This is a genomic window from Hasllibacter halocynthiae, from assembly GCF_003003095.1.
In the GTDB taxonomy this organism is placed as follows: Bacteria; Pseudomonadota; Alphaproteobacteria; order Rhodobacterales; family Rhodobacteraceae; genus Hasllibacter; species Hasllibacter halocynthiae.
Map to the genome: position 1 here is coordinate 192,531 of NZ_PVTT01000002.1, position 25,345 is coordinate 217,875.

A 25,345-nucleotide genomic window follows, 5' to 3' on the forward strand; every position below is an offset into this window, starting at 1 on the left:
CCGGCGCCGGGGGGCGGCAGACCGCGCGGGCGCGATCCAAAAGGGAGGGCGATCCCATGCTCGGCGGCAAGCGGCACTACATCGACGGCGCGTGGCGGGACGGCGCGGGCGAGGCCATGCCCGTCATCGACCCCGCCACGGAGGAGGAGGTCGCGACCATCGCCCTCGGTACGGCGGAGGAGGTCGACGCGGCCGTCGCGGCGGCCCGCCGCGCGCTGCCGGGCTGGATGGCGACCGGCAAGGCCGAGCGGGGCGAATGGCTGGGCCGCCTGATGGGCGCCTACAAGGCCCGCGCGGGCGAGATGGGCGAGGCGATCCGCCTCGAGATGGGCGCGCCCCTCGACCTCGCGCGCCGCAACCAAGTGGGCGCCGGCAGCTTCCACATGCGGGGCTTCGCCGAGGCGTGGGAGGCGTTCGACCCCGAGGAGGTCGTGAACGGCGACCTCGTCCGGCGCGAGGCGGTGGGGGTCTGCGCCCTCGTCACGCCGTGGAACTGGCCCATGAACCAGATCGTGCTGAAGGTCGTCCCGGCGATCCTGACGGGCAACGCGGTGGTGCTGAAGCCCTCCGAGGTCGCGCCACTCTCGGCCATGCTCTTCGCCGACATCGTCGCGGAGGCCGGGTTGCCGGCGGGGGTGTTCAACCTCGTGAACGGGGACGGCGCCGGCGCCGGCTCGGCGCTGTCGGCGCACCCGGGCGTGGACATGGTGTCCTTCACCGGCTCGACGCGGGCGGGCACCGCGATCAGCCGGGCGGCCTCGGACACGCTGAAGCGCGTCACGCTCGAGCTCGGGGGAAAGGGCGCCAACCTCGTCTTCGCCGACGCGCGCGCGGACGCGGTGGCCGATGGCGTGGCCCACTGCTTCCGCAACACCGGCCAGTCCTGCAACGCCCCGACCCGGATGCTCGTCGAGCGGCCCCGCTACGACGAGGCGGTCGCCCAGGCCGCCCGGGCGGCCGAGGGCACGCGCGTCGGCCCCACGGCGGAGGCGGGCGACCATATCGGCCCCCTCGTCTCGCGCGCGCAGTGGGACAAGGTGCAGGAGCTGATCGCCGCGGGCGAGGGCGAGGCCCGGCTCGTCGCCGGCGGCACCGGCCTGCCCGAAGGGGTGAACCGCGGCTACTACGTGCGCCCCACGGTCTTCGTGGACGTCTCCAACGACATGCGCATCGCGCGCGAAGAGATATTCGGCCCCGTCCTGTCGATCATCCCCTTCGACACGGAGGAGGAGGCCGTCGCCATCGCCAACGACACGCCCTACGGCCTGACCAACTACGTGCAGACCGAGGATCTCGAGCGGGCGGCGCGCGTCTCCCGTGCGCTGCGCTCGGGCATGGTCGAGGTGAACGGGGCGGACCGCGCCAACGGCCTGCCCTTCGGCGGCATGAAGCAATCCGGCAACGGCCGCGAGGCGGGCCGCTGGGGCCTAGAGGACTTCACGGAGGTGAAGGTGATCTCCGGCAGGATCGCCTGACCCGCGCCGCGGTCCCCCCGGGGGGGGCCGCGTTCGCCCTTCGCAAGATGGCCGCGACGGCGGCGGGAACGGGCGAGGCGCCGCCCGCGCGCCCCGGCGCTCGCCGCCCGGCGCGCATGGGCCAGACGCGTCGCTACCGGGCGCGGCCTCCCGGGGCGCCGCAGGGGATCGGGATCGGCCTGGGCGGCGGTCCGGGCGGCGGTCCGGGCGCCTTTCCCGGCCTCTCCTGAATGCCGCGGCGATCGGGGTCCGAGGCCATGCGCGGAGGCAGGGCTCCGCCGCTGCGCGGCGACGGGCCCGTACGCGCCCCGGGAAACGGCTGCCGTGCGCGGCGGGGCGGGTTTTCCGCACTCGCGGACCTCTCCCGCCCGCCGCAGGATCAGGGGGCAACGAAAGCAAGGAACGCCCCCGATGACCCATCCGAAACTCCGCCGCGCCGTCCCCCTGGCCGCCATCGCCCTCGCCCTGATCGTCGCCGGCTGCGGACTGGCGAACTTCCCCATCCCGACCCGCTAGAACGGCACCTTCGAGGAGACCTGCAGCCAGGCGCCGCCGTCGGGGTGGCGCAGGCGCAGGCTCTCGGCGTGCAGCATCAGGCGCGGATGGTCGTCGCGCGCGGGCCCTTCGGCGTAGAACGGATCGCCCAGGATGGGATGGCCCAGCTCGCGCATGTGCACGCGCAGCTGGTGCGAGCGGCCGGTCCGCGGCATCAGCCGCACCCGCGTCTCACCCGCCGAGGCGCGGATCACGCGCCAGTCCGTCACCGCCGGCTTTCCGTTCGCCCGGTCCACGTGCTGCTTCGGCCGGTTGGGCCAGTCCACGATCAGCGGCAGGTCCACGGTGCCGGTCTCGGGCGTCAGCCGGCCCGCCACCCGCGCGACGTAGCGCTTCTTCGGGACCCGCCGCTCGAACTGCAGGCCCAGATGCCGCTGCGCCCCGCGCGTCAGCGCGAACACCATCACCCCGGAGGTGTCCCGGTCCAGCCGGTGCACCAGCAGCGAGGAGGGCCACCGCTCCGCCACGCGCACCTGGAGCGAATCGCGCAGGTGCGCCCCCCGCCCCGGCACGGAAAGAAGCCCCTGCGGCTTCTCCACGAAGAGCAGCTCGGCATCCTCGTGCAGCACCATCACCGGCCCCCCTGGCGGGTCATAGTCGCCGACGGCGGCGCTCATCGCGCGAGGGGGGGCCGCGGCGGGGCGGGCGCGCGGCGCCCAGCGGCGCGGCAGGGGCGCCGGCGCGGGCGGGGGCGGGGCGCCGCCCTCATCCGACGGCCGCGAACGCCCGGCGCAGGACGGCCGCCAGCCATTCGGCATCCTGCGGGCCGAAGGCCGCGGGGCGGTCGCTGTCGATGTCGAGCACGCCGATCAGCGCGCCGGACCTGTCCCGGACGGGCAGGACGATCTCGGACCGGGTGGTGGACGAGCAGGCGATGTGGCCGGGAAAGGCGTCGACGTCCTCGACGACCTGCGCCTCCCCGGTGCGGGCGCAGGCGCCGCACACACCCCTGCCGAAGGGGATGGAAAGGCACCCGTGGCCGCCCTGGTAGGGCCCGATCTTCAGAAGGCCCGGCGCCACCACGCGGTAGAACCCCGTCCAGTCGAAGCGGGGGTCGGCATGGTGCAGCTCGCAGGCGACGGTCGCCATGACGGCGACGGCGTCCCCCTCGCCTTCGGTCAGCGCGTCGATGCGCGCGGCGATCTGGTCCCGGTCCATGCCGGGGGGCCTAGCGCCGGAATGCGCGGCACGAAACCCGGAGGATTCGATCCTTCGGCGCCGTCGTTCACCGGATGGAAAGCTTTCGCCTGCCAGATGGGGGCCATGAGGATAGACGCCCGCCAGTCCCCCGCCGGCACGGTCCTGACCGTGGACGCGCCCCGCATCGACGCCGCCGCGGCCGTAGCCTTCAAGGATGCCTTCCGCGCCTGCGTCGCCGGGGGCGACGGGCCGGTGATCCTCGATCTTGGGCGGGTCGAGTTCGTCGATTCCTCGGGCCTCGGGGCCGTGGTCTCGGCGATGAAGATGCTGGCGCCCCGGCGGCGGCTGGACCTCGCGGCGCTGCACCCGGCGGTGGACCGGGTCTTCCGCCTGACGCGCATGGACAGCGTCTTCGCCATCCACGACCGTGCCCCCGCCGATGGCTGAGGATCCCCCCTTCACGCTGCGCCTCGTCCTGCGCGCCACCTCCGAGGAGGTGCGATCGGCCCTCGGGGCGGTGACGCGCTCGCTCGCCCGCCCGCCGGAGGAGCTGCAGCGCCTCGAGCTGGCGCTCGCCGAGGCCATGAACAACGTGGTCAAGCACGCCTACGACGCGCGGGGGGGCTGCATCGAGCTGGCCGTGACCTCCCTGCCTGACGGCACCCTCTGCGAGGTGCGGGATTCCGGCGCGGCGATGCCCGGCGGCGCCCCCCCCGAGGGAAGCCCCCCGACCGTGGACGGCGACCCTGAGACGCTGCCGGACGGCGGCTTCGGCTGGTTCCTCATCCGCAGCCTATCGCGCGACCTGCTCTACGAGCGGTGGGCCGAGCCGCCGCCGGGGCAGAACGTGCTGCGCTTCCGCATCGCGCCGGCCGAGGGAATCGCTTGCCGCCGGCGCCAGGAGCGGTAGCCTCCCGCGATGCGCGATTTCCACCTGCCTGGACGCTCGACCGTCCATGCCGACAACGGCATGTGCGCCACCTCTCACCCGCTCGCGGCCCTCGCGGCGGTCGACGTGCTGCGCGCGGGCGGCACCGCCGCCGACGCCGCCGTCGCCGCCGCCTTCCTCCTCGGGCTCTGCGAGCCGCAGATGACCGGCCCCGGGGGGGACATGTTCGCCCTCGTCAAGCCCGCCGGCACGCAGACGGTGCGCGCCCTCAACGGCTCGGGCCGCGGGCCCGCCGGCCTCGACCCTGCTGCGCTGCGCGCCTCGGGCCACGACGCCATGCCGCTGGACGCCGCCTGCTCGGTCACCATGCCCGGCGCGGTCGACGGCCTCGCCGCGCTGCACGCCGCCCACGGCCGGCTGCCCTGGGCCGATCTCTTGGCCCCGGCGATCCGCGCCGCGCATGACGGCGTGCCCGTCGCGCCCCGCACCGCCGCCGACTGGCAGCAGGCCGCCGGCCGCCTGCAGGGCGCCGCCCGGGCGCAGTTCCTCGTGGACGGCGCCGCCCCGCGCGCGGGCATGCGCTTTCGCGACCCCAAGCAGGCCGCCCTTCTCGAGATCATCGCGCGCGAGGGGCGGGCGGGCTTCTACGAGGGCGCCGTCGCCGCCGACATCGTCGCGTCCCTGCGCGCCTTGGGCGGCACCCATGGCGAGGACGACCTCGCCGCCGTGCGCGCCACTTGGCACGAGCCGATCCAAGGACCCTACCGGGGGGCCGACCTGATCGAGCATCCGCCCTGCGGCCAGGGCGCGGCGGCGATCCTTCTGGCGCGCATCCTCGCGCGCTTCGACGTCGCCGCCCTCGACCCCCTCGGGCCGGAGCGGGTCCACCTCGAGGCGGAGGCGACCAAGCTCGCCTACGACGCGCGGGACCGTTTCGTAGCCGACGACGCGCCCGCGCATCGCCTGACGGACGAGGCGACCGCCGACGCGCTCGCCGCGCTGATCGATCCCGCCCGCGCCATGCCCGACGCGCGGGCGGCGACCGACGCGGTCCACAAGGACACCGTCTACCTCACCGTGGTCGACGCCGACCGGATGGCGGTGTCCCTGATCTGCAGCATCTTCCACTCCTTCGGCGCGGGCCTCGCCTCGGATCGGTTCGGCGTCCTCTTCCAGAACCGCGGCGCGGGCTTCACCCTCGAGGAGGGGCACCCCAACGAGGCCGCGCCCGGCCGGCGCCCCATGCACACGATCATCCCCGCCATGCTGGCGCGCGGCGGCCGCGTCGAGATGCCGTTCGGCGTCATGGGCGGCCAGTACCAGGCGGCGGGGCACGTGCGCTTCGCGTCGAACCTCCTCGACTTCGGCATGGACCCGCAGGAGGCGATCGACGCCCCCCGCGCCTTCGCGACCGGGGGCGGGCTGCAGCTCGAACGCGGGTATCCCCCGAAGGTGCGCGACGCCCTCGCCGCCCTCGGCCACCGGATCGACGAGCCGCCCACCGCCATCGGCGGCGCGCAGGCCATCGTGATCGAGGCGAACGGCACTCTGACGGGGGCGTCCGACCCGCGCAAGGACGGCTGCGCGCTGGGATACTGAGGCCGGTCGCCCCCGCCCCGGAACCCGCCGCTCGGGCCAGGCGCGCCCCGGCCCGGGCGGCGCAGGCCCCGCCCGCCTCGCCGAAGGACCATCCCCGAGGCGGAGCACGAAGGGCCGCGTCGCCGGCCCCGCGGCGCGACCGAAAGCCTTCGCGCCGCACGGGTACGGGCGCGGGCGGCGCGGCGGGCGGGTGCCTTCCCGCGATCCCGGGGCGCCGCCCAAGCGGACGGACCCCGACCGCGCGGGGCGCTAGTTCAGCGCGGACCCCAGCCGGTAGCTCCGCCCGTCGAAAGGCCCGAAGAGGTCCGCGACGTCCGGATGGCCCACCGGCCCGGCCGCCTCGTCGCGCACGAGGTTCTGCTCGGAGACGTAGGCCACGTAGTAGTCCCGCTCGTTCTCGGCGAGAAGGTGGTAGAAGGGCTGGTCCTTCCGGGGGCGCCGCGCCTCCGGGATGGCGGCGTACCACTCCTCCGTGCTGGCGAAGACCGGGTCGACGTCGAAGATCACGCCCCGGAACGGATGGTTGCGGTGGCGGACGACCTGCCCGATGGCGTACTTGGCTTGCGAGGTCAGCATGGTGGGGAACGCCCCTAGAAGGCGGCCCGCGCGCTGTCCATGGCGCGCCGGGGCACGGACGGGAAACACTGCGTGAACGAACTCCCCGGCGAGATCGCCGCCGCCATCCCCGCCGTCGCGGCCATCGTCGCGCCCGTCCTCGCGCTGGCCGCCACCGGGTGGCTCTGGGTGCGGGCGGGCTGGGACTATCCCCTGGCCTTCGTGACGCGGCTGGCGATGACGCTGGCCCTGCCCTGCCTGATCTTCACCGCCCTCGTCCGGACCCAGGTCGAGCCCGCCGCCCTCGCCGCGCTGACCCTGGCGAGCCTCGCGGCCTATGGCGGGGTGCTCGCGGCCTTCTGGGCGATCGGGGCGGCGCTCGGGCTCGACCGGCGGACCTTCCTGCCCGCGCTCGCCTTCGGGAACACGGGCAACCTCGGCCTGCCGCTCGCGCTCTTCGCCTTCGGCGAGACGGGGCTGCAGCTCGCCGTGGTGGTGTTCGCGGTGATGGTGGTGCTCTCGTTCACGGCGGGGGTCTGGCTCGTGGCGGGCGGCGGCCCGCCCGGACGGGCGCTGCGCGAGCCGCTGGTCGCCGCGACGCTCCTCGGGGCGCTCTTCCTCTGGCGGGGCTGGGACCTGCCCGCCCCCGCGATGGCGACGCTGGACCTTCTGGGGCAGCTCGCGATCCCGCTCATGCTGATCACGCTGGGGGTCGCGGTCGCGCGGCTGAGGCCCGCCGGGATCGGCCGGTCGCTCGCGCTCTCGGTGCTCAAGCTCGTCCTGTGCACCGCCGTCGCCTGGGCCGCGGCATCCGCCTTCGGGCTGGGGCCGACGGCCTCCGCGGTGCTCGTGGTGCAGATCGGCACGCCGGTCGCCGTGACCTCCTACATGCTGGCGCTGAAATATGGCGCCGACGCCGAGGCGGTGGCCGGCCTCGTCGTGACCTCGACGCTCCTTTCCGTCGCGGCGTTGCCTCTGATCCTCGCCGTGCTGATTTGATCCCACTTCCCGCGGGCCGACGCTGCGGGTTACGGTTCCGGGGCGACATGCGAAGACGAAGCGAGGCGGGCCATGAGCAGACCCATCCGCGCCCTGATCCTGATGCTGCTGGTGGCTTCCTGCGGCTCGTCGGACTACTCGGCGCCCCGGAACCTGGACGACGCCTGCGCCATCGTCGCGCAGCGGCCGCACTACCTCTCCGCGATGCAGCGGGCCGAGCGGACCTGGGGCGTCCCGGTCCCCGTGCTGATGGCCATGATCCACCAGGAGAGCCGCTTCATCGGCAACGCCCGCACGCCGTTCCGCTACCGGCTGGGCGTCATCCCGGTCGGGCGGCAGTCGTCCGCCTACGGCTACAGCCAGGCGCTGGACGGCACCTGGGAGGAATACGTCGCCGAGCGAGGCGGGCGCAGCGCCCGGCGCGACGACATCCGCGACGCGACCGACTTCATGGGCTGGTACATGGACGAGAGCCGGCGCCGCCTGGGAATCCCCCTCTCGGACGCCCGCCGCCAGTACCTCGCCTACCACGAGGGGCGCACGGGCTACCGGCGGGCGTCCTACAACGCCAAGCCCTGGCTCCTGGCGGTGTCGTCGCGCGTGGCCTCCCGCGCGACGACCTACGAGGGCCAGCTGATCGCCTGCCGCCGCCGCTGACCGCCGCGCGGATGCGGCGGCGGGGCGCGAGGCGCCGGTCAGCCCGCGAACTCGGCGCGCGCGCGGTCGATCGAGAAGCGCGAGGTGGGATGGGCCATGCCCGTGGCGAAGTCGTTCAGGATCACGGTCGTCCGCTCGCCGTTCCCGTTCGTCACGACCCATTGCCGCAGCGCGACCGGGTTCTCCGAGAACACGAGCTGGATGTTGCCGTATTCGGGATGCCGCGGGTCCTGCGCCGTCACGGTGGTGAGCGTGCCGTCCGAGACGTGGTTCGTGACCATCCCCGCGCGGCTCAGGTCGACCGTGTCCTGCAGGATGATCGACAGCGGCGTCTCCTGCAGCGGATAGGTCTCGCCGCGGGCGTTGCCCCGCGCGTCGAGGATGACGACCTGCCCGCCGCCCGCGACGACGAGCTGCCGCTCGGGGGGGGCGTACTCGAAGCGCACGCGGCCCGGCCGCTGGATGTAGACCGTCCCGGTCGAGATGGACTGGTCGTCGTTGATCTGGGTGAACCCGCCCTGCGCCGTGCGGAAGGAGTTGAAGTACTGGCTTATCTCGCCCAGCGAGGCTTCGGCCGCGGCGGGCGCGGCCCCCAGGGCGAGAAGCGGCGCGGCCAGGAGGCCGGCCAGGATCGTTCGGCGGTTGGTCATGCGTGTGCCCCTCTTGCGGTCGGTGCCCGTGTGGCACCCGATATGGGGTGCATCGGCCGAACGCCCAGCGTCACGACATGACGACCCGGCGCCGGGCCGCCGACATGGGGTTGCGCCGCGCTACTCGAAGCAGCGGGCGGCCGGCTTGCAGGGCGCGTGGGTCGCGTCCCTGGCCTTGCCGGCGGGCTTGTCCGCGGCGGGCTTGCGGGTCTGCCCGAAGCGGTCGGGGTCGGTCTGGAAGGACATGGGCCAGGGCCTCGTCGATCGTTCGTTGCCCGGAAAACGCGGTGCCCCGTGGGACCGGTTCCCCGCGGCCTCTCCGGACGGCCCCGCGGGGGCGGGACCGCCCCCCGATCCCACACCGATTCGGGCGCCGGGGCGAAGTCGCGTCTGCCATGTCGGCGCGGCATCCTTCCGCGCTGCGGACTTCCGGCCACGCCCCGGCCCTATTGCGGCTCGGGGACCAGGACCTCGCGCTTGCCCACGTGGTTCGAGGCCGAGACCACGCCCTCGTCCTCCATCCGCTCCACGAGGCGCGCGGCCTTGTTGTAGCCGATCCCGAGCTTGCGCTGGATGTAGGAGGTGGACGCCTTGCGGTCCTTCACCGCGATCTGCACCGCCTGATCGTAGAGCTGGTCCTCCGCGTTGCCTGAGTTGCCGAGGCCCAGCACCTCGTCGATCGAGGTCCCGCCCCCGCCCTCGGCCGGCGCCTCCTCGGGGCCGTCCTGCACGCCCGAGACGTAGTCGGGCGGCCCGAACTGCTTGAGGAAGTTGACGATCTCCTCGACCTCCTCGTCCGAGCAGAACGGCCCGTGGATGCGCGTCACCTTCCCGCCGCCCGCCATGTAGAGCATGTCGCCCTGCCCCAGCAGCTGCTCGGCCCCCATCTCGCCCAGGATGGTGCGCGAATCGATCTTCGAGGTGACCTGGAAGGAGATGCGGGTCGGGAAGTTGGCCTTGATCGTGCCGGTGATGACGTCGACCGAAGGGCGCTGCGTCGCCATGATGAGGTGGATGCCCGACGCTCGCGCCATCTGCGCGAGGCGCTGGATGCAGGCCTCGATCTCCTTGCCGGCGACCATCATCAGGTCGGCCATCTCGTCCACGACGACGACGATGTAGGGCATGGCCTTGGGCTCGATCACCTCGGTCTCGAACACCGGATCGCCCGTCTCGTCGTCGAAGCCGGTCTGGACGGTGCGCTCGAACATCTCGCCACGGGCCAGCGTCTCGCGCACGCGGCCGTTGTAGCCCTCGATGTTCCGCACGCCCATCTTGGACATCTTGCGGTAGCGGTCCTCCATCTCGCCCACGACCCATTTCAGGGCGACCACGGCCTTCTTCGGGTCCGTGACGACGGGCGACAGCAGGTGCGGGATGCCGTCGTAGACGCTGAGCTCCAGCATCTTTGGGTCGATCATGATCAGCCGGCACTCCTCCGGCGTCAGCCGGTAGAGCAGCGAGAGGATCATCGTGTTGATCGCCACCGACTTGCCCGACCCGGTCGTCCCCGCGATCAGGAGGTGGGGCATCTTGGCGAGGTTGGCGACCACCGGCTCGCCGCCGATGTCCTTGCCCAGCGCCAGCGGCAGGCGCGTCTGCGCGTCGCCGTAGTCGCGCGCCGACAGGATCTCGCGCAGGACGCACATCTCGCGGTTCTCGTTGGGCAGCTCGATCCCGATCACGCTGCGCCCGGGCACGGTGCTGACCCGCGCGGCCAGCGCCGACATCGACCGCGCGATGTCGTCCGCCAGCCCGATCACGCGGGACGCCTTCAGCCCCGGCGCGGGCTCCAACTCGTACATGGTGACGACGGGTCCGGGGCGGACGCTCACGATCTCGCCCTTCACGCCGTAGTCGTCGAGCACGGATTCGAGCATCCGCGCGTTCTCCTCCAGCGCCTCCTCCGAGAGGACGTGCCGGGTGACCGTCGCCGGGTCGCGCAGCAGATCCATGGGCGGGGTCTCCACCGCGTCCCCTTCGCCTCCGGCCGCCGGGGCTGGCGCGGAAGGGGGCCTCGCCGCGGCGCGCACGCGGGCGGCCGGCTTCGGCGCGGGCGCCTCGGCGGCGGGCGCCGTCCCGGCGTGGCGGAAGGTGGGAACCCCCGCCCCCCCGGCCGCGGCGCCGGCGTCCTCCTCCTCGGGCGCGGGCGGGATCGAGGGGGGCATGGCGGCCGCGGCGCGGGCCGTCAGGCGCGGCTGCGGGCGCGCCTCCAGCACGATGGGCCGGCGCACGCGCGACTTGATCGCCTCGCCGATGCGGGCCTTCAGCCGGTCCTCGCCCCCCGCCGCGCCGGAAGGGGGGAGGCGGGGCTCGTCGTCGATCACCTCGTCGTCCATCGGGCCGCTGCCGGGCAGCCCCGGCAAGCCCGGGGCGGCGCCCCCCTCCTCCGGGGCGGCGTGCGCGTCGGCCTCGTCCGGCGAAGCCCGCCAGCCCCGGCGGGCGACGCCAGCGCGTCCCGGAACGGGCTCCCCCGCCGCGCCGCGCCCGCGCGCCGCATCCTCGGGGGCGGGCGCGGCGCGGCGGGCGGCCTCGGCCCGGGCCTCCCTTCGCGCGGCGTGCCCGTCGACGGCCACGCGCGCGGCCCGCGCCGTGCCCCTGGCGGCCCCCGCGCCCGCCCGCGCGAGCAGCCGCACCGCCTGGTCGTAGCAGAGGATCACGCTGACCGCCCCCGTCCGGGCGAGCCACCGCAGCTCGCCCCGGTCGAAGCCCGTCGCCTTCAGCCCGCAGAACGCCAGCGCCCCCAGCGACAGGATCCCGACCAGCGGCACCCCGACGGCGAAGGGCAGCGGGATGGCGTTCAGCAGCGCGCCCAGCGCGGTGTCCCCGAAGATGCCGCCCATGCCGAAATCGTGCGCCCAGCCCGCGCCCTTGGGCAGCGTGGCCAGGTGGACCACCGCGGCGAGCAGCGCGAACGGCGCCCAGAGGGCGCGGCGCAGCATCCGGTCCTCGCCCCGGTGCAGCGCGAGGCGCACCCCCGCCGCCAGCGGCACGAGGGCCAGCACCAGCGAGCCGCGCCCGAAGAGGACGTGCAGCGGCGAGGCGGCCGACGCCCCCGCCGCCCCGAGCCAGTTCGCGATCGGCGCGTCCGACGCCGAGAGCCAGCCCGGATCGGCCGGAGAATAGCTGGCGAGCGCGGCCAGCAGCAGCGCCCCCGCCCCCGCGAGGCCCAGCCCCAGCAGCTCCACGCCCCGGCGCTCGATCGCCTCGCTGACGTGGCGGTCCAACAGCGGATCGCGCTCCCTCGAGGTCATGGCCATCCCGTCCCTTCCTATTTCCAGAGGCAGCGGCGCACCCGCCCCAGCCCGTCTTCCAGCTCGTCCTCGCCTGCCACGAGCGCGAGGCGCACGTGCCCACGCCCGGGCGTCTCGCCCCCCGCCTCGCGGGCGAGGAAGTTCCCCGGCAGCCCCAGCACCCCCTCCTCGGCCCAGAGGCGCCGGACCGCCGCCTCCGCGTCGCCGCCCGGAACGGGCAGCCAGAGGAAGAAGCCCCCCTCGGGGCTGCGCGCGATGCCCTCCATGATCCGGTCCGCCAGGGCGAACTTCGCCTGGTAGCGCGCGCGCGACGCCTCCACGTGCGCCTCGTCCCCCCAGAGGCGCGCGGAAACCTCCGCGATGGGCCCGGGCAGGGGCGCGCCGGCATAGTCGCGCAGCCGGCGCAGCCGCCGCATCGTCTCGGGCCCCGCCACGGCGAAGCCCGACCTGAGCCCCGGCAGGTTCGAGCGCTTGGACAGCGAATGGATCGCCACCACCCGCTCGGGGTCGGCCCCGGCCTGCAGGATCCCCGGCGGCGGGGCGTCGCGCCAGATCTCCGAGTAGCACTCGTCGCAGACCACGCGGAAATCGTGCCGCTCGGCCAGCGCCGCCAGCCGCCGCAGGTAGCCCATCGGCGCGACCGCCCCTTGCGGGTTCGACGGCGAGCAGAGGAAGAAGAGGGCGCAGCGGTCCAGCGCGTCCCGCGGGATCGCGTCGAGGTCGGGCAGGTTCCCCGTCCCTTCGGTGCAGGGAAGGAAGACGGGCTCGGCGGCGGCGGCCAGCGCGCCCACCGCATAGACTTGGTAGAACGGGTTCGGGACCAGCACGGTCGGCGCCGCGCCGGCCTTGCGCTCGGGCACCAGCGCCATCGAGACCGCGAACAGCCCCTCGCGCGAGCCGTTGAGCGCCATCAGGCGGTCCGTCCCGACCTCCGCCCCGTAGCGGCGCGCGATCCAGGCCGCGACGGCGTCCAGCAGCGCGGGCGGTCCGGGGTTCGGCGGGTACTTCGCGAAGCCCGCCGCCTTCTCGGCCAGCATGGGGCCGACCCAGTCCGGGCTCGCGTGGCGCGGCTCGCCGATGGACATGGCGACGGGGTCCCGCCCCGGCTCGATGCCGTCGAGTAGCGCCCTCAGCCGCGGGAAGGCGTAGGCCGGCAGGTTCTCGAACCGCTCGGGGTAGTCCATCGATGCCTCGTCGCGCCGGAATCGTCCTGTCCCGGTCGCCCCGGGACCCTAGCCCGCCCCGGCGGCGCGGGTCCATCGCGGGCGCCAGGCGCCCGGCATCCCGTGACCTTTGCGCCGTGGCGCCCCCCCCGATCGGTTCGGGGCCCGGCAGGGCGCTAGCCCAGCGCCGCCTTGGCCGCCGCCGCGAGGCGCAGCAGCCGCCCCTCCGCCCCGCCGGGCGCCAGCATCTGCAGCCCGCAGGACGCCGCCCCCGCGGGCAGCGAGACCCCGCAGCAATCGAGGAGGTTGCCGATCCGCGTGTTCCGCAGCGCCAGGAGGTTCGCGCGCCGGTAGGCCTCGCCCTCCAGCCCCTCGGCCCGGGGCGGCAGGATGGGCGAGGTCGGTGTCGCCACCGCGTCGAACCCCGCCGTCTCCTCCCTCCACCCGGCCCGCAGGGCGCGCAGCCGCCGCCAGGCGCCGATGTGCTCGCGCGCCGAAAGCCCCTCGCCGCCGCGCATCCGCGCTTCGATCTGTTCGAACATGACGCCGGGATTGCGCTCGATCAGATCGCCCCAGATCGCCCAGGCCTCGCCGGCGTAGATCGTCCCGCTCATCGCGTCGGCCTCCGCGGGCTGGGGCGGCGCGCGCCGGACGACCTCCGCCCCGGCGGCGGCCAGCCGCTCCAGCGCCGCCTCGAAGGCCGCGGCGGGGGCCTCCTCGATGCCCTCGAAGGGCATCCCCTCCAGGACCATGATCCTGGCGCCCTCCAGCGACGCCCCCTCCAGCGCGGTCGGCTTCTCCCCCGCCAGCACCGCGTGGACGAGGGCGCAGTCCTCGACCGTCCGCGCGAGCGGCCCGGCGCAGTCCAGCGTCTCGCAGAGCGGCACGGCCCCCTCGCCGGGCACCCGCCCCCAGCCCGGCTTGAACCCCACGAGGTCGTTCCAGGCCGCGGGCAGCCGGATGCTGCCGCCGGTGTCCGATCCCACGGCCACGGGCGCCAGCCCCCAGGCCACGGACGCCGCCGCCCCGGAGGACGAGCCCCCCGGCAGCAGCCCCGCGTCGTGCGCCCCCGGCGGCGTCGCCGTGGAAGGGTTCAGCCCGAGGCCCGAGAAGGCCAGCTCGGACAGGTGCGTCTTGCCCAGCGCGACCCAGCCCGCGCGGGCGCCGCGGGCGACGACCTCGGCGTCAGCCTCGGGCACCCGGCCCGCCAGCAGCCGCGATCCCGCCTCCGTCCCCGTGCCCGCCGTGTCGAAGAGGTCCTTCCAGGACACCGGCACCCCGTCCAGCGGCCCACGGCGCGCGCCGCCGCGCGCCCGCGCGGCGGCCGCCCTGGCCTCGGCCCGCGCGCGCGCGGGCATCAGCCGCGCATAGACGCGCGCGCCGTGCTCGTGGCCCTCGATCCGCTCCAGCATCGCCTCGCACAGCGCCACGGGATCGACCGTGCCGGCCCCGATCGCGCGGCCCAGGTCGGCCGCGCTCCTGCTCCAAGGTTCCATCGGCCCGCCCTCCTTTCCCGCCGGCATCCCACGCGGGCGTGGACAAGGCCACCCGTCCGGCCCACATCCCCCGCCATGTCACGCGTCCTGATCGCCGGAGGGGGCCTGAACGGCACCGCCCTCGCCATCGCCCTCCGCCAGGGGGGGCTCGAGCCCGTGCTGATCGACCCGGTTCCCGCCCCGGACCGCGGCGCGCCCTTCGACGGGCGCTCCTACGCGCTGGCGCATGCGAACGTGCGGATGTTGCGGGCCCTCGGGGTCTGGGACGCGCTGGAGGACGGCGCCCAGCCGATCCTGCGGATCGTCGTCGCGGACGGGCGGCCCGGCACGGGCGCGCGCGGCCCCGTGCTGACCTTCGACCACGCCGAGATCGCCGAGGGCCCCATGGGCTGGATGGTCGAGGACCGCCGCCTGCGCCCCGCCCTCTCGGACGCCGCCGAGGGGATCGAGGCCCACGCCTCGCCCGTCGCCGAGCAGTCCGAAGGCCCCTCGGGCGTCGCCGTGACGCTGGGCGACGGCACCCGTCTCGAGGGCGCGGCCCTCGTCGGCGCCGACGGCCGCGCCTCCGGCGTCGCAGGGCGGGCGGGCATCGCGCACGCCGTCACGGAATACGGCCAGTGGTCGCTGACCTGCGCCCTCTCGACCGAGCGGGACCACGAGGGAACGGCTTGGCAGGTCTTCTACCCCGAAGGCCCCCTCGCCGTCCTTCCCCTGACCGAGCGGCGGGTCGGCGTCGTCTGGACCCAGTCCGCGGCGGAGGGAAGGCGCATCGACGCCCTGCCGGACGAGGCCTACCTCCAAGCCCTCCACCCCGTCATCGGCGACTATCTCGGGGCGTTCGCGCTCACGGGGGCGCGGGGCGCCTTCCCCCTCGTCCGCTCCGTCGCGCGCGATCTCGCGCGGGGCCGCACGGCCCTTCTGGGCGACGCCGCCCATGCGGTGCATCCGGTCGCGGGCCAGGGCCTCAACGCCGGGCTGAAGGACGCCGCGACGCTGGCGGAGGTGATGACCGACGCGCGCCGGCGCGGGCAGGATCCCGGCGCGCCCGACGTGCTCGCGGCCTATGCACGCTGGCGGCGCTTCGACGCGGCGTCGCTCGCGGTGGCGACGGACGGCTTCGCGCGCCTCTTCTCCAACGACGACCCCCTCCTCGGCGGCTTCCGCCGCGCGGGGCTGGGCCTCGTGGCGAAGGTCCCGGCCCTGCGCCGCGCCTTCATCCGCGAGGCGGCGGGGCTGACGGGCGACCTGCCGCGCCTCCTCAGGGGGCGGCCCCTCTAGCGGCGCGCCCTCCGGCACGGCCGGGGGCCCTCAAAGGCGCCGGGCCTCCGTCACCAGCATGATCGGGATGCCGTCCCGGACGGGATAGGCCAGCCCGGCGCGGCGCGCGATCAGCTCGCCGGCCTCAGCATCCCATTCCAGGCGCTGCTGCGTGCGCGGGCAGACCAGGGCCTCCAGCATCCGGGGATCGGGCCGCGCGGCATCGTCGCCGCCGCCCCGGCCGCCCCGGCCGACCCGATCGGCCGGCGCCTCCCGGGGATCGTCCGTCACTGCATCGGCTCCTCGTCCGAGCCGCCGGCGAGCGTGAACTCGATCAGCGCCTCCAGCGTCTCGCGCCGCGTGGCGAGCGAGGGCGCCTCGAGAAGGGCCTGCTTCTCCTCCGGCTCGAACGGGCAGAGCATCGAGAGGGAGTTCACCAGAAGCTCCTCCTCCGCCTCCTTGAGCGAATCCCAGTCGGTCCGCAGCTCCTCGGCCTCGAAGTAGCGGCCCAGCAGCCCGAGGAAGGCGCCCCTGTCGAACCCTTCCTCGGCCTCCGCGCCCCTGCGGTCCCGCTCGAACCCGGTCCAGTCGACGACGCAGCGCATGTAGGGCGCGAAGCCCTCGACCTCCTCGCGCACGCGAAAGCGGCTGATCCCCGACAGGGTTATCATGTAGCGCCCGTCCTCCGTCTCCGAGAAGCCGGTGACGCGGCCCGCGCATCCGATGCGGTGCAGCTCGGTCCCCTTGGGGCCGTCATGCGGCTGGACCATGCCGATCAGACGCTCGGGCGTCTTCAGCGCGTCGTCGAGCATGGCGAGGTAGCGCGGCTCGAAGATGTGCAGGGGCAACCGCGCGCGCGGCAGCAGCAGCGCGCCCGTCAGGGGGAACACCGGGATCGTGTCGGGAAGGTCGCCTGTCAGGGGCATGCCTGGAAAGTTAGCGCGCCGCTCAACCGTGGCGAGCACGATCAGATCAATATCATCGACCCCAGCCGCCGCCGCCCCGCCAGCGCCACGGGATCCTTCGGCCCGGCCGCCTCGAAGATGGTCAAGAGCTGGGCCTTCGCGGCGCCGTCGTTCCATTCCCGGTCGCGGCGGAACAGCTCGAGCAACTGGTCGACCGCCCCGGCCCGGTCGCCCGACGCCTCCAGCGCGGTGGCGAGGTCGAAGCGCGCCTGGCGATCGTCCGGGTCCGCCTCGACCCGCGCCAGAAGCTCGGCCACCGGCCCGGCGGCCGCCGCCTGCCCCGCGAGGGCCAGCTGCGCGCGCGCGGCCTCGACCTCCGGGGCGTTCGCGACGTCCCCGGGCAGCGCGTCCAGCAGGGCCTGCGCGCGGTCCGCCTCGCCCATGGCGAGATGCGCGCGGATCAGCCCGGCATGGGCGCGGGCGCTCGCGGGGTCCTCGGCGGCGATGGCGGCGAAGGTCTGGGCGGCGTCCGCGGCGGCGCCCCCGTCCAGCATCTCCTCGGCGGCCTCCAGCGCCTCCTCCAGCCCGCCGCTGCCGCCCGTCCGCACGAGCGCGTCGATGAAGGCGTCGATCTGGCCGGGCGGCACCGCGCCCTGGAACATGTCCGCGATCTGCCCGCCGACGAAGCCGACGACCGTCGGGATCGACTGCATGGGCAGCCCCTGCTGGGCCAGCATCTGGACGAGGCGGGGGTTCTGGTCGACGTCGATCTTGACCATCCGCACCTTGCCGCGGGCCTTCTCCACGGCGGCCTCCAGCGCGGGGCCGAGGGTCTTGCAAGGCCCGCACCAGGGCGCCCAGAAGTCCACGATCACGGGCTGCTCGCGCGACGCCTCGACGACGTCGGCCATGAAGGTCGCCTCCGTGCCGTCCTTCACGTAGGTGCCGGGCCCTTCGCCGGACCCCGCGTCGTTCGCCCCGAATTCCAGCATGGCAGACCCTCCTCGATCGGGCGCTATCTGGGCGGCGCCCCCCCGCTTGGCAAGGGAAGGCGGCCCGGCCGGACGCCCCCGCGGCGCGGGCGGCTGCCCCTGCCCCCGGCCTCAGGTCTCGAAGGTGGCGAAGACCGGCGCGTGGTCCGACGGCTTCTCCCATCCCCTGACGTGCCGCAGGATCCGGCTCTCGGACGCCCCTTCGGCGAGGTCCGGCGTAGCCCAGACGTGGTCCAGCCGGCGCCCCTTGTCCGCGGCGTCCCAGTCGCGCGCCCGGTAGGACCACCAGGAATAGAGCTTGCCCTCCGGCAGGTGCCGGCGCGTCACGTCCGTCCAGCCGCCCGCCGCGCGCACGGCCTCCAGCGCCTCCGTCTCGACGGGGGTGTGCGAGACGACCTTCAGCAGCTGGCGGTGCGACCAGACGTCGTCCTCGCGGGGGGCGACGTTCAGGTCGCCCACCAGGACCGCCCGCTCCGGCCGCTCGGCCTCGAACCAGCCGCGCATCTCCGCCAGAAAGTCCAGCTTGTGCCCGAACTTCTCGTTCGCGGCGCGGTCGGGCACGTCGCCGCCCGCGGGAACGTAGAAGTTGTGGATCGTGACCCCCTCGACGCGCCCGGCGATGTGGCGCGCGTCCTCGCGGCCGCACATGGGGCGGGCGCAGACCTCCTCCATCGGGCGGCGCGACAGGATCGCGACCCCGTTGTAGCCCTTGAAGCCCCGCGCGATCACGTGCCCGTAGCCGAGCGCCCGGAACCCCTCCAGCGGGATCTTCTCGGCCGGCGACTTGCACTCCTGCAGGCACAGGACGTCCGGCCCCTCCTGCTGCAGGAGGTCCAGCACGATCGGCTCGCGCAGGCGGACCGAGTTGATGTTCCAGGTCGCGATCGTCAGGGCCATCGGCGCCTTCCCCCCTCTGCCGCGGCGGACCTGCGCCACCGGCGTCCCCGGCGCAATCCTCCCCGGCGCCCCCCGGCCGGAGGCGGGCGGGGCGAAGGCGAATGGGCCGCGCTGCGGGAACGCCCTGCCCCGCGCGCGCCCCATGCGCCCCCCCGGCCGCCGCGCAAGTCCCGGCGACGCGCTAGCGGTAGCTCACCACCTCCCATTCCACGCCGTCTCGGTCGTCGAAGTAGAAGCGCCGCCCCGGCTCGTAGTCGGCGTGGCTCCCCGGCTCGAACCCCTCGGCGCGCACCCGCTCCTCCGCGGCGTCCAGGTCGTCCACCGTGACGCCGATATGGTTCAGCCCCGCGCGGGTCCGGTAGCTCGAGGTCGCGCCCGGCTCGGGGGGGGTGTCGGCATAGCCGAACAGCGCGACGTAGCTGCCCTCCTCGCCGACATGGACCGTCCGGCCAGTCTGCATGCCGGGGCCGGCCCAGCGCACGGTCCAGCCGAACACCCGGCCCAGCCAGGCGGCGGTCGCATCGGGATCGCTGACGGTGACGTTCACGTGCTCCAACATGATCGGGGTCCTTTCGTCCTTGCCTCGACGAACCCCCTCATGCGACCTCCACCTTGGTCGAGGTCAAGCGGAGATTTCCCATGCCCGCCGGAGAGATCACCATAGGCCAGCTCGCCGAGCGGACGGGCGTGCCCGTCACCGCGATCCGCTTCTACGAGCGCAAGGGCCTCATGCCCTCGCGCCGGACGCGCGGGAACCAGCGCCGCTACCCCCGGTCCGAGATCCGGCGCCTGACCTTCATCCGCATCGCGCAATCCCTCGGCCTGCCGCTCGCGCGGATCGCGGCCCATCTCGCCGCCCTCCCGGAGGGGCGCGCCCCGAACGCGCGCGACTGGGACCGGATGGCGCGGGGCATGCGCGCCGATCTCGACCGGCGGATCGCCGGCCTCGAGGCGCTGCGCGACCGGCTGACGGGCTGCATCGGCTGCGGCTGCCTCTCGCTCGAATCCTGCGCGCTCTGGAACCCGGGCGACGCCGATGCCGCGAAGGGCCCGGGCGCGCACCGCCTCTAGCGCGCGGGCCGGGCGTGACGCCGTCCTGTCCGGGCGCCGGGCACCCCCGCACGCGCCACCCCCCGCCCCGCCCGGCGATGGCCAGCCATCCGCCCGGCCGCCGGGCATCGCGGCGCCGGTCTCGCCGGCCCCCCGGGCCGCGCAGGCCGCGCAGGCCTCACGGGTCTCGCCGACCTCGCAGGTTCTTTCGCAGATCCCCGGCGGTGCGGTGCCCGCCTTGCGACGAAGCGGCCGGAAGTCCGGGCGGCGGGGCGCCGGACCGTTCCGTTCGCCACGCTGCCGCCTTTCGGACGGGCGCACCTCGCCCGGCACCCTGCCCCGGGCCGGGAAGGCGGGCCCCGCGATGGGGGTGCTTCGTCGCGTGCCGATTCGGATCGCCTGCCACATGGACCCATCTCACCACACGGGTCTTTCGGCCCCGTTAACGCCGGGACGTCTTCCCGCTCCGGCGGCGCAAGCCACTGCGAGATGGGCACAAAAAAAGCCCGGGCCGGAGCCCGGGCCAGTCCAACAGGGAGGTTTCCGCACCATTGCCCCGGCGCGGACAGGGGATTTCGCAAGGATGTGTCCTGCCCCCTGAACGGGCCCGCATCATGGCGGTTCCGCGCAAAGGCCCGGGCCGGCCGGCCGGCGGCCGCGCTCGGCTACATCCCGCCTAGGGCGCCAGCCGATACCCGCCCGATTCGGTCAGGAGGAGGCGCGCGTTGGAAGGGTCCGGCTCGATCTTCTGGCGCAAGCGGTAGATGTGCGTCTCCAGCGTGTGGGTGGTCACGCCGGCATTGTACCCCCACACCTCGTGCAGAAGCGTGTCGCGCGGCACCACCCCCGACTGCGAGCGGTAGAGGTACTTGAGGATCCCCGTCTCCTTCTCCGTCAGGCGGATCTTGCGGTCGTCCTCCGTCAAGAGCAGCTTCGCGGCGGGCTTGAACGTGTAGGGCCCGACCTGGAAGATCGCGTCCTCGGACTGCTCGTGCTGGCGCAGTTGGGCGCGCAGCCGCGCGAGAAGGACGGGGAACTTGAAGGGCTTGGTGACGTAGTCGTTCGCCCCCGCGTCGAGGCCTAGGATCGTGTCCGCGTCGCCGTTTTTGCCAGTCAGCATGACGACCGGGGCCTTCACGCCGTTGCGCCGCATGACCTTGCACAGCTCGCGCCCGTCGGTGTCGGGCAGGTCGACGTCGAGGATCACCAGATCGTGCGGCTGCGCCTTGGCCTGGGCCAGCCCCTGCGCGCCGTCGGCGGCCTCGAACACGTCGAACTCGTCCGTCATCACGAGCTGCTCGGACAGCGCCTCGCGCAGGTCGTCGTCGTCGTCCACCAGAAGGATCTTCTTCAGGGCCGCCATGTCCGCCTCCGGCTGCTTCGCGCATCCCGACGTTGCCATGGCGCGCGCGGGCGCGTGAACCTGCGTGACGGCACCCTCACGCAGAGGTGCCAGGACATGGGCAAATGTTTCAGTCCGGGCTAACGGGCGCCGGTGGACGCCCTGACCCCCACCCTCCCCGAGCGGATCGCCCGCGCCCGCGCCGACCTGCGCGCGGGGGTGCCCGTGGCGCTGGACGGCTGGCTCGCCCTTCCCGTCGAGACCGCGCCCGACGACCGCCTCCGCGCCCTCGCCGGGATGGAGGGCGCGCGCCTCGTCCTCACCCGCCGCCGGGCCGAGGGGCTGCGCCTGCCGGTCTATGACGGCGAGCTGACGCGCGTCGCCGCCGGGGGGATGGCGCCGGCCGCGCTTCGCGCCGCGGCGGACCCCTCGCGCGACCTCGCCGCCCCGCTCAAGGGTCCGTTCGAGCCCGTGCGCGGGGACCCAGGGCCCGCCGAGGCGGCGGTCGCGCTCGCCAAGTCGGCGCAGCTCCTGCCGGCGATGCTGCTCGCGCGGGGCGGGGCGCCCGGGCTGACCGCGCTGCCGGCCGCGGAGGTCCTGCGGGCCCTCCGGGCACTCCCGCCCCTGCCCCCGGTGATCGCCGCGCGCGTCCCCCTCGCCCTGGCCGAGCGGGCGCGCGTCCACGTCCATCGCCCCCTCCCCTTCGGCCCCGAGCACTACGCCGTCGAGATCGGGGATGCCCTGCGCCGCGCCGGCATGGGTGAGGCGCCGCTGGTGCGCCTCCATTCGGCCTGCTTCACCGGCGACGTCCTCGGGTCGCTCAAGTGCGACTGCGGCCCTCAGCTCGCCGCCGCCCTCGCGGCGATGGGCGAGGCGGGGGCCGGCGTCCTGCTCTACCTCAACCAGGAGGGCCGGGGGATCGGGCTCGCCAACAAGATGCGGGCCTACGCCCTGCAGGACCAGGGCTTCGACACCGTCGAGGCGAACCACCGCCTGGGCTTCGAGGACGACGAGCGCGACTTCCGCCTCGGCGCCGCGATGCTGCGCCACCTCGGCGTGCCGCGGGTCCGGCTGATGACCAACAACCCCCGCAAGGTCGAGCGCCTAGCCGCCGAAGGGATCGAGGTCGCCGAGCGCCTGCCCCTGATCGTCGGCGCGAACCCCCGCAACGAGGAGTACCTGCGCGTGAAGGCCCTCAAGTCCGGGCACGTCCTGTGAGGCGCGTGCCGCGTCGCCCCGCCGGCCGGATGCCGGGGCCCGCCGACATGGTGCTGACCCCGACGGGCCTGCGCTTCAGGGGCCGGCGCTGGCCGCGCACCATCGGCAAGGGGGGCGTGCGCGCCGCCAAGCGCGAGGGCGACGGCGCCACCCCGGCGGGCACGCACCGGATCGCCGGGATGCTCCACCGCGCGGACCGCCTGCGCCGGCCGGCCGGCTGGTCGCGCCCCATCGGGCCCCGCGACCTCTGGTGCGACGAGCCGGGGCACCCCCGCTACAACCGCCTGGCGCGCGCGCCCCTCGCCGCCTCGGCCGAGCGGCTGCGCCGCGCCGACCGCCTCTACGACGTGGTGATCCTGACCGACTGGAACTGGCCCGACGCCGTGCCAGGCCGGGGCAGCGCGATCTTCCTGCACCGCCAGCGCCGGCCGGGCCATCCGACGGAGGGCTGCATCGCCTTCCGTCCCTGCGACCTGCGCCGCATCGCCCGGCTGATCCGCCCGGGAACCCGCCTCGTCGTGCCCGCCTTCCTGGAGGGACGCTGACCCCGCCCGCCGGCCCGGGGGGCTACGCTTCGCGCGCGCCGAACACGGCCGAGCCGACGCGCACATGGGTCGCGCCCTGCCCGATGGCGGCATCGTAATCGCCGCTCATCCCCATGGAGAGGCCGGAGAGGCCGTTCCGCTCCGCGATCTTCCGCAGAAGGGCGAAATGCGGGCTCGGCTCCTCCTCGGCGGGGGGGATGCACATCAGGCCGACGAGGGGCAGCGCGAGCGACCTGCACTCCGCGACCAGCGCGTCGGCCTCGGCGGGGGCCACGCCAGCCTTCTGCGGCTCCTCCCCGGTGTTCACCTGCACGAAGAGGTCGGGGCACCGCTCGCCCTCGTCCCGCAGCCTGGCGAGGGTCCGCGCCAGCTTCGGCCGGTCGACCGTGTGGATGGCGTCGAAGAAGCCCATCGCGGCGCGGGCCTTGTTGGTCTGCAGGGGGCCGACGAGGTGCAGGCGGACGTCCGGGAACTCGCCCCGCAGGGGGGTCCAGCGGCCTTCGGCCTCCTGGACGCGGTTCTCGCCGAAGACGCGGTGGCCGGCGCGCAGGACGGCGCGGACCCGCTCCTCCGGCTGGACCTTCGAGACGGCCACCAGCGTCACCCCGGCGGGGTCGCGCCCGGTCCGCCCGCAGGCGCGGGCGATCCCCGCGGTCACCTCGTCCAGTCCCATCGTCAACCTCCGAACGCGAAGAAGGGCGGCCCGGGGGCCGCCCTTCCCTTAGCTCCGATCCGGTCGGATCAGAAGGACATCGTGACGCCGAAGTCGGCGACGAGGTCGTCGTCGTCGCCCGACTGGCCGTTATGGGCCACGCCGCCCTTCAGCGACGCGCCGCCGCCGAGGTCGTAGGACGCGCCGAGGCCGTAGTTCAGGTCGTCGTCGTCGCCGAACTGGTCGGCCACGAAGGCGGTGAGAACGGTCGGGCCGGTCGCGAAGTCGAGGGACACGGCGTACTGGTCCGAATCGTCGTCGCCGTCGGCCACGCTGTCGAGGCGGCCGTAGACGCCCTTGACGGTCACGTCGCCGAAGCCGGCGGACGCGCCCACGATGATGTGGTCGCCCGTCACGTCGTCGGTCTCGTAGCCGAGGGCCAGGGTCGCCGGGCCGAAGCCGAAGCTGACGCCGGCGCTGAGCGCGTCGTTGTCGTCGCCGATCTGGTCGATCGAGGCGTAGAACGTCGCGCCGCCGAACGCGTACTCGTAGAGGACGGCTTCGTCGACCGGGGTCGAGATGTAGGTGATCTCGTTCAGGTCGCCGAGGCCGGTGTAGCCGACGCCCGAGACCTGGCCGACCGCGGCCTTGCCACCGGAGTCCACGTCGCCGAAGGACAACTTGCCGAACGCGCCCGACACGAAGACCGAGCCCGCGGTTCCGTCGGCGCCGCCCTCGGAGTTGTCGGCGCGGACCGAGCCGCCGAACTGAAGGCCGTTGTCCGTCTCGCCCGAGGCCGAGAAGGAGATGCGGATGCGCGAGTTGAACGAGAACTCGCCTTCGCCGGGCGAGCCGATGATGTCGCCCAGTTCATCGCGCAGCGCGACCAGCGCGGCGTTGGCCTCGGCCAGATCAAGGGCGGCAGTTTCGATCTGATCGGCGGTGGAGGCGGGGTTGTTGATGGTCGCCTGAGCCGCGTTGACCGCGGCCTCGAGGTCGGTGATCGCCTGTTCGACCTGAGCCTGCTGGGCGGGGGTGCCGCCGGCCGCGACGGCGCCGCCGCCTTCGGAGTAGACCACGCCGGCACGCGCATCGCCGCCGACGGTGACTTCGGCGGCTGCGTAGCCGGCCGAGAGCACCAGGGCGGTCGAGGCGAGAAGAATCCTGTTCATCGCTTTTTCCCTCTTGATCGGTCGACACGCCACCTGGCCTGCCGATCACCGGGGACAGGAATGGCGCACGGGACGCGCGACTCGCAATCATCGCGACCCTCGCGGGACGTGTATGGGCACCGCCTGATGCAATCGGGCCACAACGCGCCCCGCAACGCCCCCAGGCGCCTGCGGCGCAAGCTCCGGGGCCGCGGGGACCGGGCCCCGCCCGCCGCCCGCGCCGCCCCCGGGTGATGCGCGGGCGCCACAGCCCAGCCGCCCCGGCCCTGCCCCTTCGGACTTGTGACGCGGGCCGCCGCCGCGATAAGCCAGCCCCCGGGACAAGGGAGCCGACCTCATGATCAGAACCGCCCCGCGCCTCGCGCTTCTCGGGACGATCGCGTTCACGCTGGCGGCCTGCGGCGGCCCGTTCGCCCGCGCCACGACCGAGAGGGCGCCGCTCGCCGGCGACGACGACATCTCGCGCCCCGGGGCCACCTCGGCCGAGAACGCGCAGCGCTCCTCCGTGCTGGACCTCTTCACCAACGCGTCCGACCCGAACGTCACCGTCGAGGTGAACCGCTACATCTGGCAGGCCGCGCAGGACGTCCTGTCCTTCCTGCCAATCCAGGCGGTCGACCCCTTCACTGGCGTCATCTCCTACGGCTACGGCACGCCCCCCGGCGGCGGCCGGGCCTACCGGGCGACGGTCTTCGTGCAGGACCCCGCCCTCGACGCGCGCAGCCTGACGGTGGCGCTCGCCTCGCGCGCGGGGCCCGTCGCGCCCGAGACGCAGCGCGCGGTCGAGGACGCCATCCTCACCCGCGCGCGGCAACTCAGGGTGGCGGCCGGCGGTCTCTAGCCGGGGCCGCTGGACGCCCTGCGCCGCCGGGCCTATCCCCTC

At 74.6% G+C, this 25,345-nt stretch carries 27 protein-coding genes; 11 read left to right on the plus strand and 16 right to left on the minus strand.

All coding sequences use genetic code 11. From position 1 onward, the window contains the following. The first annotated feature begins 56 nt into the window (after positions 1-56). Positions 57-1,475 carry an aldehyde dehydrogenase family protein gene (locus BCF33_RS07905; RefSeq protein ID WP_106160426.1) on the plus strand — a complete coding sequence of 473 codons (1,419 nt, stop codon included), beginning with the start codon at positions 57-59 and terminating at the stop codon, positions 1,473-1,475. 512 nt (positions 1,476-1,987) lie between these two features. Here BCF33_RS07905 and BCF33_RS07915 read toward each other — a convergent pair. Next, positions 1,988-2,647, minus strand: a complete 660-nt coding sequence (locus tag BCF33_RS07915; protein WP_106160428.1) for a pseudouridine synthase — start codon at positions 2,645-2,647, stop codon at positions 1,988-1,990. 88 nt (positions 2,648-2,735) lie between these two features. Continuing rightward, on the minus strand, positions 2,736-3,188 hold the full coding sequence (locus tag BCF33_RS07920; RefSeq protein WP_106160429.1) for a GAF domain-containing protein: 453 nt from the start codon (positions 3,186-3,188) through the stop codon (positions 2,736-2,738). Between the two features lie 105 nt (positions 3,189-3,293). On the opposite strand from BCF33_RS07920, the gene BCF33_RS07925 reads away from it, so the two are divergent. The 3 genes from BCF33_RS07925 to BCF33_RS07935 are packed head-to-tail and all read left to right on the plus strand — an operon-like array spanning position 3,294 to position 5,658. Further along, the gene (locus BCF33_RS07925; protein WP_106161466.1) at positions 3,294-3,617 is read left to right on the plus strand and encodes an STAS domain-containing protein; all 324 of its coding nucleotides are present in this window, start codon (positions 3,294-3,296) and stop codon (positions 3,615-3,617) included. Continuing rightward, positions 3,610-4,080, plus strand: coding sequence for an ATP-binding protein (locus tag BCF33_RS07930; protein WP_106160430.1), 471 nt, complete (start codon positions 3,610-3,612; stop codon positions 4,078-4,080). The genes BCF33_RS07925 and BCF33_RS07930 overlap by 8 nt, the downstream gene beginning before the upstream one ends. 9 nt (positions 4,081-4,089) lie before the next feature. Then, the gene (locus BCF33_RS07935; protein WP_106160431.1) at positions 4,090-5,658 is read left to right on the plus strand and encodes a gamma-glutamyltransferase family protein; all 1,569 of its coding nucleotides are present in this window, start codon (positions 4,090-4,092) and stop codon (positions 5,656-5,658) included. A gap of 249 nt (positions 5,659-5,907) precedes the next feature. On the opposite strand, the gene hspQ is transcribed toward BCF33_RS07935, so the two are convergent. Next, a complete protein-coding gene (gene hspQ, locus BCF33_RS07940; protein WP_106160432.1) occupies positions 5,908-6,234 on the minus strand; it encodes a heat shock protein HspQ in 327 nt (108 codons plus the stop codon). A gap of 72 nt (positions 6,235-6,306) precedes the next feature. Between hspQ and BCF33_RS07945 the strand changes: the two genes are divergently transcribed. Continuing rightward, complete coding sequence (locus tag BCF33_RS07945) at positions 6,307-7,212, plus strand: AEC family transporter (protein ID WP_245883775.1); 906 nt, start codon at positions 6,307-6,309, stop codon at positions 7,210-7,212. A gap of 72 nt (positions 7,213-7,284) precedes the next feature. Next, a complete protein-coding gene (locus BCF33_RS07950; protein WP_106160434.1) occupies positions 7,285-7,869 on the plus strand; it encodes a transglycosylase SLT domain-containing protein in 585 nt (194 codons plus the stop codon). 38 nt (positions 7,870-7,907) lie between these two features. Here BCF33_RS07950 and BCF33_RS07955 read toward each other — a convergent pair whose 3' ends face one another. The 5 genes from BCF33_RS07955 to BCF33_RS07970 all read right to left on the minus strand — a co-directional run bounded on the left by BCF33_RS07955 (position 7,908) and on the right by BCF33_RS07970 (position 14,432). Further along, on the minus strand, positions 7,908-8,519 hold the full coding sequence (locus BCF33_RS07955; RefSeq protein ID WP_106160435.1) for a LolA family protein: 612 nt from the start codon (positions 8,517-8,519) through the stop codon (positions 7,908-7,910). Positions 8,520-8,639: 120 nt separating this feature from the next. Continuing rightward, the gene (locus tag BCF33_RS14465) at positions 8,640-8,765 is read right to left on the minus strand and encodes a hypothetical protein (protein ID WP_281260011.1); all 126 of its coding nucleotides are present in this window, start codon (positions 8,763-8,765) and stop codon (positions 8,640-8,642) included. Positions 8,766-8,965: 200 nt separating this feature from the next. Further along, positions 8,966-11,779 carry an FtsK/SpoIIIE family DNA translocase gene (locus tag BCF33_RS07960; protein ID WP_106160436.1) on the minus strand — a complete coding sequence of 938 codons (2,814 nt, stop codon included), beginning with the start codon at positions 11,777-11,779 and terminating at the stop codon, positions 8,966-8,968. Positions 11,780-11,790: 11 nt separating this feature from the next. Then, a complete protein-coding gene (locus BCF33_RS07965; protein ID WP_106160437.1) occupies positions 11,791-12,957 on the minus strand; it encodes an aminotransferase class I/II-fold pyridoxal phosphate-dependent enzyme in 1,167 nt (388 codons plus the stop codon). Between the two features lie 155 nt (positions 12,958-13,112). Continuing rightward, positions 13,113-14,432, minus strand: a complete 1,320-nt coding sequence (locus tag BCF33_RS07970; RefSeq protein WP_106160438.1) for an amidase — start codon at positions 14,430-14,432, stop codon at positions 13,113-13,115. A gap of 75 nt (positions 14,433-14,507) precedes the next feature. Between BCF33_RS07970 and BCF33_RS07975 the strand changes: the two genes are divergently transcribed. Further along, positions 14,508-15,710 carry an FAD-dependent monooxygenase gene (locus tag BCF33_RS07975; RefSeq protein ID WP_106160439.1) on the plus strand — a complete coding sequence of 401 codons (1,203 nt, stop codon included), beginning with the start codon at positions 14,508-14,510 and terminating at the stop codon, positions 15,708-15,710. Between the two features lie 30 nt (positions 15,711-15,740). On the opposite strand, the gene BCF33_RS07980 is transcribed toward BCF33_RS07975, so the two are convergent. The 5 genes from BCF33_RS07980 to BCF33_RS08000 all read right to left on the minus strand — a co-directional run bounded on the left by BCF33_RS07980 (position 15,741) and on the right by BCF33_RS08000 (position 19,042). After that, on the minus strand, positions 15,741-15,890 hold the full coding sequence (locus BCF33_RS07980) for a Trm112 family protein (protein ID WP_106161468.1): 150 nt from the start codon (positions 15,888-15,890) through the stop codon (positions 15,741-15,743). Positions 15,891-15,976: 86 nt separating this feature from the next. Next, a complete protein-coding gene (locus tag BCF33_RS07985; protein WP_106160440.1) occupies positions 15,977-16,615 on the minus strand; it encodes an LON peptidase substrate-binding domain-containing protein in 639 nt (212 codons plus the stop codon). Positions 16,616-16,656: 41 nt separating this feature from the next. Continuing rightward, a complete protein-coding gene (locus tag BCF33_RS07990) occupies positions 16,657-17,586 on the minus strand; it encodes a tetratricopeptide repeat protein (RefSeq protein WP_106160441.1) in 930 nt (309 codons plus the stop codon). Positions 17,587-17,697: 111 nt separating this feature from the next. Then, on the minus strand, positions 17,698-18,483 hold the full coding sequence (xth, locus tag BCF33_RS07995; RefSeq protein WP_106160442.1) for an exodeoxyribonuclease III: 786 nt from the start codon (positions 18,481-18,483) through the stop codon (positions 17,698-17,700). Between the two features lie 181 nt (positions 18,484-18,664). After that, a complete protein-coding gene (locus tag BCF33_RS08000) occupies positions 18,665-19,042 on the minus strand; it encodes a VOC family protein (protein ID WP_106160443.1) in 378 nt (125 codons plus the stop codon). Between the two features lie 80 nt (positions 19,043-19,122). Between BCF33_RS08000 and soxR the strand changes: the two genes are divergently transcribed. Next, a complete protein-coding gene (gene soxR, locus BCF33_RS08005) occupies positions 19,123-19,554 on the plus strand; it encodes a redox-sensitive transcriptional activator SoxR (protein ID WP_106160444.1) in 432 nt (143 codons plus the stop codon). A gap of 655 nt (positions 19,555-20,209) precedes the next feature. Here the strand turns inward: soxR and BCF33_RS08010 are convergent. Continuing rightward, positions 20,210-20,896: a response regulator transcription factor gene (locus tag BCF33_RS08010; protein WP_106160445.1), complete on the minus strand. Its 687-nt coding sequence runs from the start codon at positions 20,894-20,896 to the stop codon at positions 20,210-20,212. 132 nt (positions 20,897-21,028) lie between these two features. On the opposite strand from BCF33_RS08010, the gene ribA reads away from it, so the two are divergent. Continuing rightward, a complete protein-coding gene (gene ribA, locus BCF33_RS08015; protein ID WP_106160446.1) occupies positions 21,029-22,093 on the plus strand; it encodes a GTP cyclohydrolase II in 1,065 nt (354 codons plus the stop codon). Between the two features lie 29 nt (positions 22,094-22,122). Then, positions 22,123-22,638: a L,D-transpeptidase family protein gene (locus BCF33_RS08020; protein ID WP_106161470.1), complete on the plus strand. Its 516-nt coding sequence runs from the start codon at positions 22,123-22,125 to the stop codon at positions 22,636-22,638. 22 nt (positions 22,639-22,660) lie between these two features. Here BCF33_RS08020 and BCF33_RS08025 read toward each other — a convergent pair whose 3' ends face one another. Both BCF33_RS08025 and BCF33_RS08030 read right to left on the minus strand, forming a co-directional pair. Further along, entirely contained in the window at positions 22,661-23,311 is a 651-nt protein-coding gene (locus BCF33_RS08025; protein ID WP_106161472.1) for a YggS family pyridoxal phosphate-dependent enzyme, read from the minus strand. A gap of 68 nt (positions 23,312-23,379) precedes the next feature. Continuing rightward, positions 23,380-24,462, minus strand: a complete 1,083-nt coding sequence (locus BCF33_RS08030) for a porin (RefSeq protein ID WP_106160447.1) — start codon at positions 24,460-24,462, stop codon at positions 23,380-23,382. Between the two features lie 337 nt (positions 24,463-24,799). Between BCF33_RS08030 and BCF33_RS08035 the strand changes: the two genes are divergently transcribed. After that, positions 24,800-25,303, plus strand: coding sequence for a DUF3576 domain-containing protein (locus BCF33_RS08035; protein WP_106160448.1), 504 nt, complete (start codon positions 24,800-24,802; stop codon positions 25,301-25,303). Positions 25,304-25,345: the final 42 nt, after the last annotated feature.